The organism is Ilumatobacter sp. (assembly GCF_039969435.1).
GTDB lineage: Bacteria > Actinomycetota > Acidimicrobiia > Acidimicrobiales > Ilumatobacteraceae > Ilumatobacter_A.
Genome location: NZ_JBDVNU010000036.1, coordinates 439,639 through 454,884, shown reverse-complemented (window position 1 = coordinate 454,884; position 15,246 = coordinate 439,639). Strand labels below are relative to the sequence as shown.

Below are 15,246 nucleotides of genomic sequence, written 5' to 3'. Positions count from 1 at the left end.
CCGTGAGCGACGTTCGGGTCCTGTCCTGCATCCAACCGACCGGGGAGGTCCACCTGGGCAACTACCTCGGGGCGCTGCGGAACTGGGTGTCGGGCCAGCACGACAAGGACGTGTTCCATGGCGTGGTCGACCTGCACACACTCACCGTCATCGAGGAACCGGGCATCGCGGGCGACGCCACCCTGCGGACCGCCGCGATGCTCTTCGCCGTGGGCCTCGATCCCGATGTGGCCACCGTCTTCGTCCAGAGCCACGTACCCGAGCACAGCCAGCTCGCCTGGATCATGCAGTGCAATCTGTCGTACGGCGAACTGAGTCGGATGACCCAGTTCAAGGACAAGTCGGCCAAACGGTCGGGTGGATTCGTCTCGGCCGGGTTGTTCACCTACCCGGCGCTGATGGCGGCCGACATCCTGCTCTACGACACCGAAGAGGTGCCCGTGGGCGACGACCAGCGCCAACACGTCGAGATCACCCGGGATGTCGCCGTTCGCTTCAACCACCGCTTCGGTGACACGTTCGTGGTGCCCGAGGCCGTGCTTCCCGCTGCCGGGGCTCGCGTGATGAGCCTGCAGGATCCGACCTCGAAGATGTCGAAGTCCGACGAGTCCGACGCCGGGTGCGTGTACCTGATCGACGCCCCCGCGACGATCATGAAGAAGTTCAAGCGGGCCGTCACCGACTCCGACACCGGTGCCGACGCCGTTCGCTACGACCGCGAGAACAAGCCCGGCGTGTCGACCCTGCTCGACATCAACGCGGCGATCACCGGACGGAGCCCCCAGCAGGTCGCCGACGGATACGAGCAGTACGGCAAGCTCAAGGTGGAGACGGGAGAGGCCGTGGTGGAGGCCCTCACGCCGATCCGTGAGCGGTACGGCGACCTGCTCGACGACCGCGGCGAACTCACCCGACTGCTGCGCGTCGGTGCGGATCGTGCGCGTGAGGTGGCCACGGCGACCCTCGACCGTGCGCATGCGGCCATCGGCATGCTGCCGACTTGAACCGCCCGGAACTGACCCCCGTCGATCGTCGGATCATCGCACTGGCGATCCCCGCCTTCGGTGCGCTCGCCGCAGAACCGCTGTATCGACTCGTCGACACGGCGATCGTCGGTCGCATCGGCACCCAGGAACTGGGCGGTGTCGCTGTTGCGGTGTCGATCCTGTCGTTGGTGGTCGGCGGATCGAACTTCCTCGCCTACGGGACCACACAGCGAGTCGCCAACCGTCTGGGCTCCTCGAATCGGGTCGGAGCCGCGGATGTCGGCGTGCAGGCCACGTGGCTGGCGGCGATGATCGGGTTCCTCGCCGCTCCGCTGCTCGCTCTCCTCGCTCGACCACTCGCCGAGCTGCTCGGGGCGAGTGATGACGTGCTCCCCTTCGCCGTCACCTATCTGCGCATCTCCGCGATCGGTGTGCCGTTCGTGCTGGTCGGGCTCGCGGCGCAGGGTACCCAGCGGGGTGCGAGCGACTACCGCTCCCCGCTCGTCGTCCTCGTGGCCGCCAACATCGTGAACGCAACCGTCGAGGTCGTGCTCGTGTTCGGGTTCGACATGGGTGTCGCCGGCGCCGCGTGGTCCACGGTGGTCGCCCAGATGCTCGCCGGAGTGGCGCTGGTCGTCCTGGCCCGGCCGCATCTCGTCGCTGCATCGTCGATCCGACCGATGTGGATCGAGATGGGACCCCTCCTCTCGGCGGGCCGGCACCTGCTGCTCCGTGTCGGCGCGATGCTCATGGTGTTCACCGGGGCGACCTCACTCGCGGCACGGATCGACGACGCCACGCTCGCGGCTCACTCGATCGCGATCACGATGTTCCTGTTCCTCGCGCTCACACTCGACGCGCTCGCCGTTCCGGCGCAGACGCTCGTCGCCGAGGAACTCGGCCGCGGGGGCGGCGGGGCCGCCGAGGTGAACCGCAGGGCCGTTCGGTTGTCGCTGATCGTCGGCGTCGGGCTCGCCGTCCTGGTCGCGACCACCGCACCGCTGATCGCGCGGGTGTTCAGCGACGACACCGACGTGATCAGTCGTGCGACCGCAGCGTTGTTCTTCCTCGCGGCGATCATGATCCCCGGCTCACTCGCCTTCGCCACCGACGGCTCACTCATCGGGGTGGGCGACTACGCGTTCCTCGGCCGGGCCGCCCTGGGCTACCTCGTGGCGGTGATCCCGATCGCAACCGCCGTCGTGCTCGTCCCCGGATTCGGCATCGCCGGAATCTGGACGGGCCTGCTCGTGTGGATGACCCTGCGATCCCTCGTCAACTTCCGTCGCAGCCGAGCCGTCCTCCCCTGAGTTCGACGCCCAGCCGCGACCCGGTCGCCACCCACTCAGTAATCGCACACCTCGAGGGTGGCGTACGCAGGTCCGCTCTCGCCGACGAGTTCGACGGTGGCCGGCTCCGAACCCGCTCGCTCGGCGAGGCGGGCGCCGATCCGCTCGTGGTCGTGGTACAGCCGGAAACGTTCGCTGCGCGGCCCGACGACGGTCGCCGCGACGCGTCCGAAGGTGCCCAGCCCGCACTCCACCTTGCCGACGTCGTGCAGCAGCGCACCGGCCACCTCGGCTCGCGTGGCGCCGGGGCGGGCGGCGGCGAAACGGCGGGCCACACCGATCGAATGTCGTCGGTCCTGATTGCTCAGACGGACCCACAGCGAGCGTTCGCCGTCCAACAGGTTCTGGTCGGCCCAGGCCTCGTCTGCGGGCAGCGGAGGCCTCGGTGGGAGCGACGTGACGAACCGGCGAGCGAGGTGGAACGGATGTCGGATCACTTCGCCGAGCGTGCTCACGAGCCCAGTGTGGCGCGCGGATGGGCGGAGCGGTACACGTCCCACAGGCGTTCCTGACTGACGCGCGTGTAGATCTGCGTGGTCGAGATCGAGACGTGTCCGAGCATCTCCTGCACCACGCGCAGGTCGGCGCCGTGATCGAGGAGGTGCGTGGCGCACGAGTGTCGCAACACGTGCGGCGACAGGTCGTCGGAGATGCCCGCACGCCGCCCGTACTTCTTCACCACCAGCCACGCCGCCTGGCGAGTGAGACGCGAACCGCGTGTGTTCAGGAAGACCGCTTCGGCGTCGCCGCGTCGCTGCCACCGGACCGGCACGAGGCGGGCGCGCCCACGCGCGGAGAACCAGTCGTCGAGCGCTCCGGCCGCCGCTGATCCGAACGGAACGATCCGTTCCTTCGAACCCTTCCCGTAGAGGCGCACGAGGCGTTGGTCGAGGTCGAGGTCGCCGATCGACAGCCCGACCGCCTCGGAGACCCGTGCCCCCGTTGCGTACAGCAGCTCGAGCAACGCCCGGTCGCGGTGATCGATGGGCGCGTGGCCGGCGACCGCATCGAGCAGGCTGTTGACCTGGGTCTCGGTCAGCGGCTTCGGGATCCCTGACGGCACCCTCACGCCTTCCAGTTCGACCGCGGGATCGTCGGGGCGCAGACCTTCGATGGCGAGGTACCGGTGCAGCATCCTGATCGCTGCGAGTTGGCGCGCGATCGACGCAGTCGCCGACTCCGACGCCGTGCGCTCACCCACGAACGCGACGAGATCCTCGTGGGCGACGTCGAGCAGGGTGCGGTCGTGCGCGGCGAGCCACGAGCAGTACGCCCTCAGGTCGCGACGGTACGCCGCCAGGGTGTTCGCCGACCGGCCCTTCTCGGCCAGCATCCACGCGAGGAACTCCTCGGCCTCGATCGGCAGCGGCTCGCGGGCCACCCGGGCGACCCGTCAGGTCCCGTCGGCGAGACGCAACCGACGTTCGGTGAGCAACAGACCCGACACGGTCTTGGAATCGCAGATCTGTCCCGAGTCGATCATCGCCAGCGCCTCCGAGAGCGGGACGTGGAGGAGTTCCATGAAGTCCTCCTCCGGCCCCTGTCGATCCGTGGGCACCGGTGTGCACTCGGTGGCGAGGTAGATCGTGACCACCGAATCGGTCATGCCCGGCGACGGATACTGCTCGATCAGCAACTCGAGGCGGTCCGACGACAGACCGGCCTCCTCGATGAGTTCACGGCGTGCCACCGCTGCGGTGTCCTCGCCCTCGACGTCGCGCATTCCGGCGGGAATCTCGATGACGTTCTCCTCGTACGGAGGCCGGTACTGCGACACCAGAACCACCGACGGGTTCCCCTCGGCGTCGAAGATCAGCGGAACGACGCCGACCGCACCAGGAGAGCGGACGATGTCGCGGTGGAAGCGCCGTCCGTCGGGTGCCTCGAACTCGGCGGTGGCAACGTGCCACACGTGGCCCTGGTGGACCGACGACTCCTCGACCCGCCGAAACCCTGCCATCAGGCAGACACGTCGGCAGACGGCGCCGACTCGGTGCGTTCGCGCCGGTGCGTCAGCGCGGCGGAGATCAACTCCCGGAACAGCGGGTGTGGGCGATCGGGTCGGCTCTTGAACTCGGGGTGCGCCTGCGTGGCGACCCAGAACGGGTGCCCAGGCAGTTCGATGAACTCGACCAACTTGTTGTCGGGTGACGTGCCCGAGCACCACAGACCCTCGCTCTCGAGCGGTGCCCGGTAGCGATCGTTGAACTCGTAGCGGTGGCGGTGCCGTTCGGACACCACCGTCTCGCCGTACGCCGTGGCGACCTGGCTCTCGTTGGCGAGCACGGCGTAGTGGGCGCCGAGCCGCATCGTGCCGCCCTTGTCCTCGATGCCGCGCTGCTCGAGCATCAGGTCGATCACCGGGTGGGCCGCCGCAGGCTCGAACTCGGTCGAGTTCGCGCCGGTCAGCCCGGCGACGTTGCGGGCGAAATCGATCGTCATCGCTTGCAGCCCCAGGCAGATTCCGAGGCAGGGCATGGCGTTCTCACGGGAGTACCGCGCGGCGGCGATCTTGCCCTCGACGCCTCGATGGCCGAAACCACCCGGGATGACGATGCCGTCCAGATGCCCGAGTTGACCGTCGGCGAGCATCCCTTCGACGCTCTCGGACTGGATCCAGTCGATCTCGACGGCCGCGCCGTGGTGGAACCCGGCGTGCTTCAGGCTCTCGACCACCGACAGGTAGGCGTCGGGGAGTTCGATGTACTTGCCGATCAGGCCGATCCGCACCGGATCGGTGGCGGCCTCGACCTTGTCGACCACCCGCTGCCACGACGACAGGTCGACCTCGTCGTCGATGCGCAACACGTCGCACACGAACGTGTCGAGGCCTTCGTCGTGGAAGATCAGCGGCAGTTGGTAGATGTTGCGGGCGTCGGCGGCGTTGATGACGGCGCGACGATCGACGTCGCACATGTTGGAGATCTTCGTCTTCAGGTCGTCGGAGAGAGGTTGTTCGGAACGACAGACGATCACGTCGGGTTGGATGCCCCGGGACCGCAACTCGGTGACCGAGTGCTGTGTGGGTTTGGTCTTCTGCTCGCCCGACGGCCCGATGAACGGAACCAGCGTGACGTGGATGTAGCAGACGTTGTCGCGCCCGACCTGGTTGCGGAACTGGCGGATCGCCTCGAGGAACGGGAGGATCTCGATGTCGCCCACGGTGCCGCCGACCTCGGTGATGACGATGTCGACGTCCTGCTGGGCAACGCGCTCGACGCGTCGCTTGATCTCGTCGGTGATGTGCGGGATGACCTGCACGGTCTTGCCGAGGTAGTCGCCGCGCCGCTCGGCCTCCATGACCGTCTTGTAGATCGATCCCGTGGTCGCGTTGGAGTTGCGGGACAGGTTCTCGTCGATGAAGCGCTCGTAGTGACCGAGGTCGAGGTCGGTCTCGCCGCCGTCGTCGGTGACGAAGACCTCACCGTGTTCGAACGGGTTCATCGTGCCCGGATCGAGGTTGATGTACGGATCGAGCTTCTGGAGTGTGACCCGCAGGCCTCGCAGCTTGAGGAGACGACCGAGCGACGACGCGGTGAGGCCCTTGCCGAGTGCGCTCGCGACCCCACCGGTCACGAAGATGTGCTTGGTCATGGGAACCCTCCGTCTGAAATGCGTCTCGACGACACGACGGGATGTGACCATATCACTCGGCGAGCACGGAACTTCACGCGAGTAGTTCCCGGGCGTGTCTGCGGGCCGAGTCGCTCGTGGAGCCCGACAGCATCCGGGCCAACTCCTCGACGCGTTCGTCGCCGTCGAGGCGTCGCGCCGACGCGAACGTCGCGCCGCCACGCACGGTCTTGGACACCGAGACCTGCGCATCGGCTGCGGCTGCGACCTGTGCGAGGTGCGTGACCACCAACACCTGGTGGTGGCGAGCGAGGCCGGCCAGAGCGTCACCCACCGCCTGCGCCGCCTCGCCGCCGATCCCGGCGTCGACCTCGTCGAACACGAGGGTCTCGACCGACGAGTCCGAACCGCCCGCATCAGCGAGCACGAGCCGCAGAGCCAGCATCGACCGGGCCAACTCTCCGCCTGACGCGACCCGGTTCAGCGCCAACAACGGGGCTCCGGGGTTGGCGGCGAGCAGGAACTGCACCCGGTCGCCCGGATGATCGTCGACGTGCTCGCCGACCTCGACGGCCACGGCCGCGTGCGCCATGGCGAGCGTGTGCAGTCGCTGCTCGACCGCCGCGCCGAGCGGCTCGGCGGCCGCACGCCGCGCCCGCCCCACCTCGACGGCAGCTGCGCGTTCCTCGGCCAGAGCGTCGACTCGTTCGGCGTCGAGCTCGGCGGCGCGCTGGTCGTGTGACTCCAACTCGTGCAGGCGGTCCTCGGTGTCGGCGTGGTACGCCATCACCGCAGCGAGGTCGTCGCCGTACTTGCGTCGCATGTCGGCGAGCAACTGGCGGCGCTCGCGCACCTCGCCGAGGCGCTCCGGGGACTCGTCGATGCCGTCGGTGAGGTCTCGCGCGGCCGTGACCAGGTCGTCGAGTTCTGCGAGCACGTCGTGCAGTCGCGAGGCCACCTCGTCGAAGGGGCGCCGCCCGTCGATCGCGGCGAGAGCCACCCCCAACGCCTCGCGGGCTCCGCTCTCGCCGCCGAGCGCCTCGTTCGCCGCCCGACCGGCATCACGGTGGGCAGCCGCATCGGCGAGCACCGACTCCTCGGCATCGAGCGTGTCGTCCTCGGTGGGATCGTCGATCCCGGCTGCGTCGAGCTCGTCGACCTGGAACCGCAACAGGTCGATCTCACGCGCCCGGAGGCGCTCGTCGCCACCCAGGGCGGCGAGTGACGCATCGATCTCGGTGAGGCGCGCCCGTGCGGAGCGCAGCCGCGAGAGGTCGACGTGTCCGAATCGGTCGAGTGCCTCGCGCTGCGTGGCGACGGACAGGAGGGACTGATGTGCGTGCTGGCCGTGCAGATCGACCATGTCGCCCGCGATCTCGGCCAGGGCGCCCACGGTCGCCAGGCGCCCGTCGACGTAGGCGCGAGATCGCCCGTCGGTCGGCACGACGCGCGCCAGGATCCGCTCGGTTCCGTCACGCCCGACGAACCGGCCTTCGACACGCGCCTCGCCGGCGCCGTGGCGCACCATCGTGGAATCGGCGCGGCCGCCGACGAGCAGTTCGATCGCCTCGACCAGCATCGTCTTGCCGGCACCGGTTTCACCGGTGAGCGCAGTGAGACCGTTGCCGAGGACGAGGTCGAGTTCCTCGATGACCCCGAGGTTCTCGATGTGGAGTTCGCTGAGCATCCTCCACATTCAATCACGGGGGTACTCCAGGATCGGACACCTGTTCGATCAAGGTGCCGTCGCTCGATCGGGCCGGCGGTGACGTCAGCGGTCGGCCAGCCCGAACTTCGACTTGAGGATCTGGTGGTACCGGTACGCCCCGAACCGTACGAAACGGGCGGTGGCGGCCGACGGGCTGCACGCCACGACGTCGCCCGGCTCGAGGACTGCGGTGGGTTGACCGTCGACGGCCACGTCGGCGAGTCGGTGCCCGGCCACCTCGATCTCGACGACTTCGTCGGGACTGAGGACGAGGGAGCGGTCGAACAGCATGTGCGGCGACACCGGCGTGAGCAGGATCGCCCGATGCCGGGGTGACACGATCGGACCGCGCGCCGACAGCGAATACGCCGTGGATCCGGTCGGCGTCGACACGATCAGTCCGTCGGCCTCGTAGTGGGTGAACGCGTCGCCGTCGATGCGGGCCAGGAGGCGCACGGTGTGCCCGGACTGGTTCTTCTCCACGACCGCCTCGTTGAGCGCTCGCCCGACCAGGACACCGTTCACGGCGACGTCGAGCATCATCCGTTCGTCGATGTGCCATTCCCCCGCCTCGGAGCCGAGGGCGAAACGGTCGAGAGCATCGGTCAACCCGTCGGGTTCGACCTCCGTCAGGTATCCGAGCGAGCCGAGGTTGACACCGATCAGCGGCACCGCGTGGCCGTCGAGCAGTTCGACGCTGCGCAGCATCGTGCCGTCTCCACCGAGACTCACGACCACGTCGGCGTCGTGGAGCGGTCGGGCGTCGGCACAGTGTGCGAGGTCGAGTCGTTCGGCATCCTGGGGCGGCATCCAGAACTCGACGTCGTGGACGGCGCACCAGCGCTCCACCTCGGCGGAGTACTCCGGAGTCTCGGGACGTTCGTGATGGGCGACGAGGACCAGTCGATCGAGCGTCATGGTGGGGACACCGGCGTCGTGGCGTGGACGAGGAACTCGACGTTGCCGTCGGCGCCCGTGATCGGGGAGGTCGTCCAGTCGACCACCCGGCAGCCCGCGTCGACCAGTGCCCGATCGATCTCGACGCGGACCCGTTCGTGGATCTCCGGATCGGTGACGACGCCCTTGCCGCGGCTCACCTCGGTGCGACCCGCCTCGAACTGTGGTTTGACGAGCAGCACCATGGAGCCCCCAGGCTGGCACACGCCCACGACCGGCGCGATGACCAGACGCAACGAGATGAACGACAGGTCACCGACCACGCCGTCGACGAGCCCACCGATCACGTCGGCGTCGATCGCCCTGATGTTCTGGCGTTCGAGGTTGACGACGCGTTCATCGCCACGCAACCGCTCGTGGAGTTGCCCGTGGCCGACGTCGACGGCCACCACCTGGCGGGCGCCACGTTGGAGCAGGGAGTCGGTGAAGCCGCCGGTGGATGCCCCGGCGTCGAGCATCCTGAGGCCGGCGACGTCGACGCCGAACACGTCGAGCGCATGCTCGAGCTTCTCGGCCCCGCGTCCGACGAAGCGGGCGGGCGGTCCGTCGACGACGATCGCGTCGCCCGGCGACACCAGCCGCGAGGCCTTGGCGGCGACTGCGCCGTTGACGAGGACGCGGTCGGAGTCGATCAACTCCTGCGCGGCCGTTCGACTCGGTGCGAGATCGCGACGGAGGAGTTCGGCGTCGAGCCGCCGTCGTGCGGCCATGGATGCGGCGCGGTCAGCGCGCCGTGCGCTTGGTGGCGACCTTGCGCACGCCGGACGACCCGACCGCCTTCTTCGTGGCGGCCTTCTTGCGCGCCGACGTCTTCTTCGAGGCGGCCTTCTTCTTCGCGGGTGCTGCCGCCTTCTTCGTCGCCGCCTTCTTCGTGGCGGCCTTCTTGCGCGTCGACGTCTTCTTCGCGGCGGCCTTCTTCGCTGCGGCCTTCTTCGTCGGCGCGACCTTCTTCGCCACGGCCTCCACGTCGTCGGCCACCGGGGTCTTGGTGTCGCCGACACGATCGGCGAGCCTCTCGGCGAGGTCCTCGAACCGGTCTTCGAGTTCGTCGAATCGCTCCGACATCCAGCTCACCTGCTTGGACACCTCACGCTGGATGATCTCGCTCACTCTTTCGGAGGTGTCCTTGCCTCGCTCGACCAGGCCCGAGACGAGCTTCTCGGTGTCGCGTCGAGGTGCCTCGCCGGCCTTGACCAACTGTGACACGACCGACTCGGCCTGTTTGCGGGTCATCTCACCGAACTGAACACCGGCGTCGAGAAGTCGTTGGAGCGTGGATTGAGCCATTGCCCCAGGCTAGTGGAGCGAGTCGACCACGGCGGCGAGGTCGCGATGCGTGCCGTGCCCCGCTGCGGTGACGCCGGTCTCGACGAGTGCGAACCCGCAGCCGATCCGTTCCGCGAACAGCCCGTCGGTTTCGGGTCGATCGCCGATCATCAGCATCGAGGACGTGCGAGGCGACTGCGGCGACGGGTCGACGAGTCGCACGACGAGGTCGGCCATCGGTTGCTCGGGCTTGCCGGCGAAGGTGGCGTCGACGCCACCGACCGCACCGATCGCCGCGACGATCGACCCGCCCCCCGGCTCCAGGCCCCGTGGCGTCGGGTACGTCGTGTCGCTGTTGGTCCCGATCAGGCGTGCACCGTCGAGGACGGCCCGGCCGGCGACACGCAACCGGTCGTAGTCGAAGTCTCGGTGGAGGCCGACGACGACCGCGTCGACCGGATCGTCGAGGTCGGTGCCGTCGTTGACGACGGCGACCGCACCCGCCGATTCGACCGCCTCGACGATGCCGGGTCCACCGGCGACCAGCACGCGCTCGCCGGGCGCGAGCAGTGATGCCGCAGCCATCGACGACGACACCACGTCGCCCCGCGCCTCGATGCCGATCGCCGCGAGCGACGCTTCGTGGTCGGCCACCAGCGCAGCGGAGTTGTTCGTGACGAAGAGCACCCGACGACCCGAGGCGCGCAGGCGGGCGATCGCGTCAACCGCTCCCGGGATCGGGTCGTGAGCGAGCCAGACGACGCCGTCCAGGTCACAGAGCACGGTGCGGACTTCGTCTGGCATCCTGTGAGCGTGCCACGGTTCACCCCCTTCCCCGCCCTGCGCTACTGCGACGCGACGATCGACGACCTCGTCGCGCCGCCGTACGACGTGCTGTCCGACGCAGACCTCGACGCGCTCAACGCGCGACACGAGTTCAACATCACCCATGTCGACGTCCCACGGGAGTCCGACGGCCCCGAGCGCTACGAGCGCGCCGGTGCCACGCTGCGCGACTGGATCGACGCCGGGGTGATGGCCTACGACGACCGGCCCAGCTACACGCTGTACCGACTGGCGTTCACCGACGCCAGCGGTGCCGACCGCAACATCGTGGGCGTGCTGGGAGGGTTGGAAGTCGGCCCGTACGGCGAGTGTGGCGTGCTCCCCCACGAACGCATCACGCCCAAGGCGTCGACCGACCGCCTCGACCTCACGCGTGCCACTCGCGCCAACATGTCGCCCATCTGGGGGTTGTCGCTCGCCGACGGACTGACCGACCTGCTGACCGAACCGGGCGAGGCCGTCGCCACCGTGACGATCGACGGAGTCACCCACACCGTCGAGCGCGTCGGTGATCCCGACCGGATCGCTGCGATCGGTGCCAAGTTGGCGACCGACGACGTGTTGATCGCCGACGGTCACCACCGGTACGGCGTGGCCCAGAAGTTCCGCGACGAGACACGCGCAGCCACCGGACGCGAGGACACCGATGCCGAGGACACCCTCGCGTTCGTCAGCGAACTCGTCGCCGACCAACTGAGCGTCGAGGCGATCCACCGCCTGTACGTCGACGTGCACGTCGACGACCTCGTCGCCGCGCTGGACGCCGGCTTCGACCGCTCTCCCGCGCCTGCTCCGGACGCGACCACACTCGCCGAGATGGAGGAGCGGGGCGCTCTGTGCCTCGTGCGTCCCGACGGTTCGGCCGAGTGGCTGACGCCACGGCCGGGCGCATTCGACGACGTCCGAGCACTCGACGGACTGTGGCTCGAGGAACTGCTGTCGGGTGTCGAGCATTCGGTGACCTACCAGCACGGTGTCGATCGGGTGGTCGACGCCGTCGTTCACGGGGACGCACACGCCGCCGTGCTGATCCGCCCGGTCAGCGTCGCCGAGATCGAGCGCACGGCTCGCGAGGGCGTCGTGATGCCGCCGAAGTCGACGTTCTTCACGCCCAAGCTCCTCACCGGGCTCGTCGTACGTCCTCTCGCCTGACGCTCGCGCTCATCGCTGTGCCAACAGTGCGTCGGAGACGGCGGTGAGGGCCGAGCGGACCGACTTCGTGCGTCGAGCGGGGATGACCGTCGCTGCGATCACCTCCGTTCGCGACTGCGTGCGACCACCGACGCGGAAGAAGCGTCGGCGGACCGAGCCGACCACGACGAGGTGGACGCCACGGGCGATCGCGGTCTGCTGAGCGACGGTCGGATCGTGCCAGGCGACGGGCACCGACACGTTGCTGCCGTCGATCGGTGTGTTGAGGTCGAACTGGACGACCGTTGCGCCGGACGCGAGTTCACGGACGACCGGTTCGGAGGTGACCTCCCCGGCCACGACGACCGTGTTGATGCGATCCGTGTCGATGGTGTTCTGGGTACCCATGTGAGTTCTCCGTGTGTGGGAAGCGAATACACGGGAGGAGTCGGTCGTTCGCACGGTAGCGAGGGGGTACTCCACGGTTTCGGTGACGGAACGGGAAACATCGCAATCCCTCGGAAGAGCCGGGTGGTGTGGCAGGTTGGCAGTTCTCGATGCTCGACTCCGCCCTGAGGCCTGTGAAGGACCGGTTGCTCACCCCGCTCGCGACGACCGCGATCGCGCGCGTGCACCCGACGGTCATTTCGTTCGTCGGGCTCCTGTTGAGCCTCGGCGCCGCCGTCGCCGCATCGCAGCGCCTGGCCGTCGTTGCCGTGGCGGCGTGGCTCGCCGGCCGCATCGCGGACGGCCTCGACGGACTCGCCGCACGCTCGTCGGGGAGGGAGAGCGATCTCGGTGGTCTCCTCGACTTCACGTTCGACACCATCGGCTACGCCACGATCCCCATCGGCGTGGCGATCGGCCTCGACTCGCGAGCGGGGTGGATCGTCACCGCCGTCCTGCTCGCGACGTTCTACCTCAACGCCGTGTCGCTCGGATACGTCGCTGCGCTGCTCGAGAAGCGCGGCCTCGACGCAGCCACCCAGCGACGAGCGACGAGCGCCGTTCTCCCGCGTGGCCTCGTCGAGGGCACCGAGACGATCGTGTTCTTCACGCTCGCACTCGCCTTCATCGACGCATCACCCTGGATCTGGTCGGTGATGGCCGCCCTGGTCACCGTCACCGCACTCGAGCGGGTTCGCTGGGCTGCCCGAGAACTCACGTGAACACATCCACCCGCCGCTGGGTGCAGCGAGGCGTGGTCGCCGCGATCTGGCTCACTGCGCTCCTGCTCTGGCGCCGCTACCAGACCTCGAACGATCTCTCGACCACCGAGGCGGGTCAACGCTTCGTCGACGCAGTCGAGCAGGCGTGGTGGGGCATCCTCGCGTACATCGGCGTCTATCTGATCCGCCCCGTCGTGCTGTTCCCCGCGTCGATCCTGACGATCATGGGTGGGGTCCTGTTCGGCCCACTGGTCGGCGTCGTCGTGGTGATCGTGGCGTCGAACACCTCGGCGATGATCGCCTTCGGCATCGGCGGTCTCCTCGGGCGTGCCCCCGGGACGCCTGGCGAGGGCGGCGCCGGCGACGAGTCGTTCGTCTCCAGATGGAGCGCCCGGCTGCGTGAGAACAGCTTCGACACGGTCTTCGTGATGCGACTGATCTTCCTCCCCTACGACCTCGTCAACTACGTCTGTGGCGCTCTGCGCATCCGGTGGTCCTCGTTCCTGCTCGCCACCGCACTCGGCTCGATCCCGGGCACCATCTCCTTCGTCCTGCTCGGTGCGTCCCTCGAACGCATCGACAGGGGACTCGACGGGATCGATCCGCTCGCCATCGTGGCGAGTGTCGTGATCTTCGTCGTCAGTATCGTCATCTCCCGAATCGTCAGAAAGAGGCAGGCCGTCACATGAGCAAGACCTACAAGGCAGCGGTGATCGGTGCCGGATCGGGCGGCTTGACGCTCGCCATCGGCCTCGCCGGCTTCGGCCACGACATCGCACTGATCGAGGCGGGCAAGGTCGGCGGGGACTGCACCAACGTCGGATGTGTGCCCTCCAAGGCGCTCCTCCACGCGGCTGCGGCGGGCCTCGACGACCCGTTCGGGTACGTGCGTGCGAAGCGTGACGAACTGAACCGGCGCGAGGACCACGAGATGGTCGAGCACGATCAGATCGACCTGATCCGGGGCCACGGTCGCCTCACCGGGCGCAGCGGCCCGCACGTCGTGGAGGTCACCGCACCGGACGGCACCGTCGTCGAGGTCTCGGCGGAGCACGTGATCCTCTGTGCGGGTTCCCGGCCGGTCGAGTTCCCGATCGACGGGCTCGACCCCGCGCGACTGCTCACCAACGAGTCGATCTTCGACTTGACGGACGTGCCGTCGAAGATCGTGCTGATCGGAGGCGGCGCGATCTCGCTCGAGATGGCCACGGCCTTCCGCGACCTCGGCAGCGAGGTGGAGATCGTCGAGTTGCAGGAGCGTCTGATCGGCAACGACGATCCGGTCGTGTCGAGCACCATTCGGGCAGCGCTCGAGACGCGCGGCGTGAGGGTCCACCTGGGCACATCGATCGAGCGGTTCGACGGGACGACCGCCCACCTCGGCAACGGTGCCAGGATCGACGACGTCGACAAGGTCCTGCTCGCCGTCGGTCGCACGTCGCGTCACGCCGACCTCGGACTGGACGCTGCCGGCGTCGCGACCTACGAGCGCGGCATCGTCGCCGACAGTTGGGGGAAGACGAACGTCGACAAGATCTGGGCCGTCGGTGACGTCACCGGCAACACGCTCACCACCCACGGTGCCAACTCGATCGGACGGCGCTGCATCCGTGCCATCGCCCTCCCGTTGCCGAACGTCGGAGAACCCCGGGTGCAGGCCAACGCCGTCTACTCGAGGCCCGAGATCGCCTCGGTCGGCATCACGATCGACGAACTCGACGCACTCCCGACGACGGGTCGAGTGCGCTACGAGAAGCAACTCGGTGACATCGATCGGGGGTTCACCGACGACCGCGAACACGGGGTCGTCGTGGTCGACGCCGAGCGGTTCACCGGCAAGATCCTCCGAGCAGCCATCGTCGGGCCCGGCGCGTCGGAGATGATCGGCATGTTCACGATGATGATCGACCACGGGATCGGCCTGCGCAAGCTCTTCGGCCAGGTCCACCCGTACCCGTCCTACTCGCAGGCGATCGGCCTGATCGCCGACGAGTTCGCCGGTGACACCTACCGGTCGCTGCCCCGGGAGTGGCTGGCGATGATGCGAGGTCGCATCGCCCGGCGGTTGCGCCGTTGACGGCGAGTTGGTGGTTTCCCGAACCCGACGCCGGCGTCGTCGTCCAGGTGGTCGTGACGCTGCTCGTCGCGATCGCGATCGGCGTCGCGGTGCGACGGGAACGCTCGCTGGTGCTGCTCGTGGTCGGCATCACGATGGTCACCATGGGCTGGTACGGGATCCGCGGGCTGCACTAGACCGGTGG

17 protein-coding genes are annotated in these 15,246 nt (G+C 68.5%); 7 read left to right on the top strand and 10 right to left on the bottom strand.

The genetic code is table 11. The annotated features are described in order from the left end of the window. Window positions 1-2: 2 nt before the first annotated feature. The gene (gene trpS / locus ABJK40_RS19380; RefSeq protein WP_348478195.1) at window positions 3-1,004 is read left to right on the top strand and encodes a tryptophan--tRNA ligase; all 1,002 of its coding nucleotides are present in this window, start codon (window positions 3-5) and stop codon (window positions 1,002-1,004) included. Continuing rightward, window positions 1,001-2,296, top strand: coding sequence for an MATE family efflux transporter (locus ABJK40_RS19375; protein ID WP_348478194.1), 1,296 nt, complete (start codon window positions 1,001-1,003; stop codon window positions 2,294-2,296). Before trpS ends, ABJK40_RS19375 begins: the two co-directional genes overlap by 4 nt. Window positions 2,297-2,331: 35 nt before the next feature. On the opposite strand, the gene ABJK40_RS19370 is transcribed toward ABJK40_RS19375, so the two are convergent. The 9 genes from ABJK40_RS19370 to ABJK40_RS19330 form a co-directional block, all read right to left on the bottom strand. Next, the gene (locus ABJK40_RS19370) at window positions 2,332-2,790 is read right to left on the bottom strand and encodes an HD domain-containing protein (protein ID WP_348478193.1); all 459 of its coding nucleotides are present in this window, start codon (window positions 2,788-2,790) and stop codon (window positions 2,332-2,334) included. Next, window positions 2,787-3,716 carry a site-specific tyrosine recombinase XerD gene (xerD, locus tag ABJK40_RS19365; protein ID WP_348478192.1) on the bottom strand — a complete coding sequence of 310 codons (930 nt, stop codon included), beginning with the start codon at window positions 3,714-3,716 and terminating at the stop codon, window positions 2,787-2,789. The genes ABJK40_RS19370 and xerD overlap by 4 nt, the downstream gene beginning before the upstream one ends. Before the next feature lie 12 nt (window positions 3,717-3,728). Further along, a complete protein-coding gene (locus tag ABJK40_RS19360) occupies window positions 3,729-4,295 on the bottom strand; it encodes an NUDIX hydrolase (RefSeq protein ID WP_348478191.1) in 567 nt (188 codons plus the stop codon). Then, entirely contained in the window at window positions 4,295-5,929 is a 1,635-nt protein-coding gene (locus tag ABJK40_RS19355; protein ID WP_348478190.1) for a CTP synthase, read from the bottom strand. Before ABJK40_RS19355 ends, ABJK40_RS19360 begins: the two co-directional genes overlap by 1 nt. 73 nt (window positions 5,930-6,002) lie before the next feature. Next, window positions 6,003-7,595, bottom strand: a complete 1,593-nt coding sequence (gene recN / locus ABJK40_RS19350) for a DNA repair protein RecN (protein ID WP_348478189.1) — start codon at window positions 7,593-7,595, stop codon at window positions 6,003-6,005. A gap of 84 nt (window positions 7,596-7,679) precedes the next feature. Further along, a complete protein-coding gene (locus ABJK40_RS19345; RefSeq protein ID WP_348478188.1) occupies window positions 7,680-8,534 on the bottom strand; it encodes an NAD(+)/NADH kinase in 855 nt (284 codons plus the stop codon). Continuing rightward, complete coding sequence (locus ABJK40_RS19340; RefSeq protein WP_348478186.1) at window positions 8,531-9,283, bottom strand: TlyA family RNA methyltransferase; 753 nt, start codon at window positions 9,281-9,283, stop codon at window positions 8,531-8,533. Before ABJK40_RS19340 ends, ABJK40_RS19345 begins: the two co-directional genes overlap by 4 nt. Window positions 9,284-9,296: 13 nt before the next feature. Then, the gene (locus ABJK40_RS19335; RefSeq protein ID WP_348478185.1) at window positions 9,297-9,860 is read right to left on the bottom strand and encodes a hypothetical protein; all 564 of its coding nucleotides are present in this window, start codon (window positions 9,858-9,860) and stop codon (window positions 9,297-9,299) included. Window positions 9,861-9,869: 9 nt separating this feature from the next. Next, on the bottom strand, window positions 9,870-10,643 hold the full coding sequence (locus ABJK40_RS19330; RefSeq protein ID WP_348478184.1) for an HAD-IIA family hydrolase: 774 nt from the start codon (window positions 10,641-10,643) through the stop codon (window positions 9,870-9,872). Between the two features lie 9 nt (window positions 10,644-10,652). Here ABJK40_RS19330 and ABJK40_RS19325 point away from each other — a divergent pair, with 9 nt between their 5' ends. Next, window positions 10,653-11,837, top strand: coding sequence for a DUF1015 domain-containing protein (locus tag ABJK40_RS19325; protein WP_348478183.1), 1,185 nt, complete (start codon window positions 10,653-10,655; stop codon window positions 11,835-11,837). 9 nt (window positions 11,838-11,846) lie between these two features. On the opposite strand, the gene ABJK40_RS19320 is transcribed toward ABJK40_RS19325, so the two are convergent. Continuing rightward, a complete protein-coding gene (locus tag ABJK40_RS19320) occupies window positions 11,847-12,224 on the bottom strand; it encodes a single-stranded DNA-binding protein (RefSeq protein WP_348478182.1) in 378 nt (125 codons plus the stop codon). Window positions 12,225-12,373: 149 nt separating this feature from the next. Between ABJK40_RS19320 and ABJK40_RS19315 the strand changes: the two genes are divergently transcribed. The 4 genes from ABJK40_RS19315 to ABJK40_RS19300 are packed head-to-tail and all read left to right on the top strand — an operon-like array spanning window position 12,374 to window position 15,238. Next, entirely contained in the window at window positions 12,374-12,985 is a 612-nt protein-coding gene (locus tag ABJK40_RS19315; protein ID WP_348478181.1) for a CDP-alcohol phosphatidyltransferase family protein, read from the top strand. Continuing rightward, the gene (locus ABJK40_RS19310) at window positions 12,982-13,674 is read left to right on the top strand and encodes a VTT domain-containing protein (RefSeq protein ID WP_348478180.1); all 693 of its coding nucleotides are present in this window, start codon (window positions 12,982-12,984) and stop codon (window positions 13,672-13,674) included. Before ABJK40_RS19315 ends, ABJK40_RS19310 begins: the two co-directional genes overlap by 4 nt. After that, entirely contained in the window at window positions 13,671-15,062 is a 1,392-nt protein-coding gene (locus tag ABJK40_RS19305; protein WP_348478179.1) for an NAD(P)/FAD-dependent oxidoreductase, read from the top strand. The genes ABJK40_RS19310 and ABJK40_RS19305 overlap by 4 nt, the downstream gene beginning before the upstream one ends. Further along, window positions 15,059-15,238: a hypothetical protein gene (locus tag ABJK40_RS19300; RefSeq protein WP_348478178.1), complete on the top strand. Its 180-nt coding sequence runs from the start codon at window positions 15,059-15,061 to the stop codon at window positions 15,236-15,238. Before ABJK40_RS19305 ends, ABJK40_RS19300 begins: the two co-directional genes overlap by 4 nt. Window positions 15,239-15,246: the final 8 nt, after the last annotated feature.

Excerpts from the sequence above, each read along its gene's own strand:
- ABJK40_RS19360 (WP_348478191.1), bottom strand. The coding sequence starts at position 4,295 with ATGGCAGGGTTTCGGCGGGTCGAGGAGTCGTCGGTCCACCAGGGCCAC.
- ABJK40_RS19355 (WP_348478190.1), bottom strand. The coding sequence starts at position 5,929 with ATGACCAAGCACATCTTCGTGACCGGTGGGGTCGCGAGCGCACTCGGC.
- recN (WP_348478189.1), bottom strand. The coding sequence starts at position 7,595 with ATGCTCAGCGAACTCCACATCGAGAACCTCGGGGTCATCGAGGAACTC.
- ABJK40_RS19345 (WP_348478188.1), bottom strand. The coding sequence starts at position 8,534 with ATGACGCTCGATCGACTGGTCCTCGTCGCCCATCACGAACGTCCCGAG.
- ABJK40_RS19340 (WP_348478186.1), bottom strand. The coding sequence starts at position 9,283 with ATGGCCGCACGACGGCGGCTCGACGCCGAACTCCTCCGTCGCGATCTC.
- ABJK40_RS19335 (WP_348478185.1), bottom strand. The coding sequence starts at position 9,860 with ATGGCTCAATCCACGCTCCAACGACTTCTCGACGCCGGTGTTCAGTTC.
- ABJK40_RS19330 (WP_348478184.1), bottom strand. The coding sequence starts at position 10,643 with ATGCCAGACGAAGTCCGCACCGTGCTCTGTGACCTGGACGGCGTCGTC.
- ABJK40_RS19320 (WP_348478182.1), bottom strand. The coding sequence starts at position 12,224 with ATGGGTACCCAGAACACCATCGACACGGATCGCATCAACACGGTCGTC.
- ABJK40_RS19315 (WP_348478181.1), top strand. The coding sequence starts at position 12,374 with ATGCTCGACTCCGCCCTGAGGCCTGTGAAGGACCGGTTGCTCACCCCG.
- ABJK40_RS19305 (WP_348478179.1), top strand. The coding sequence starts at position 13,671 with ATGAGCAAGACCTACAAGGCAGCGGTGATCGGTGCCGGATCGGGCGGC.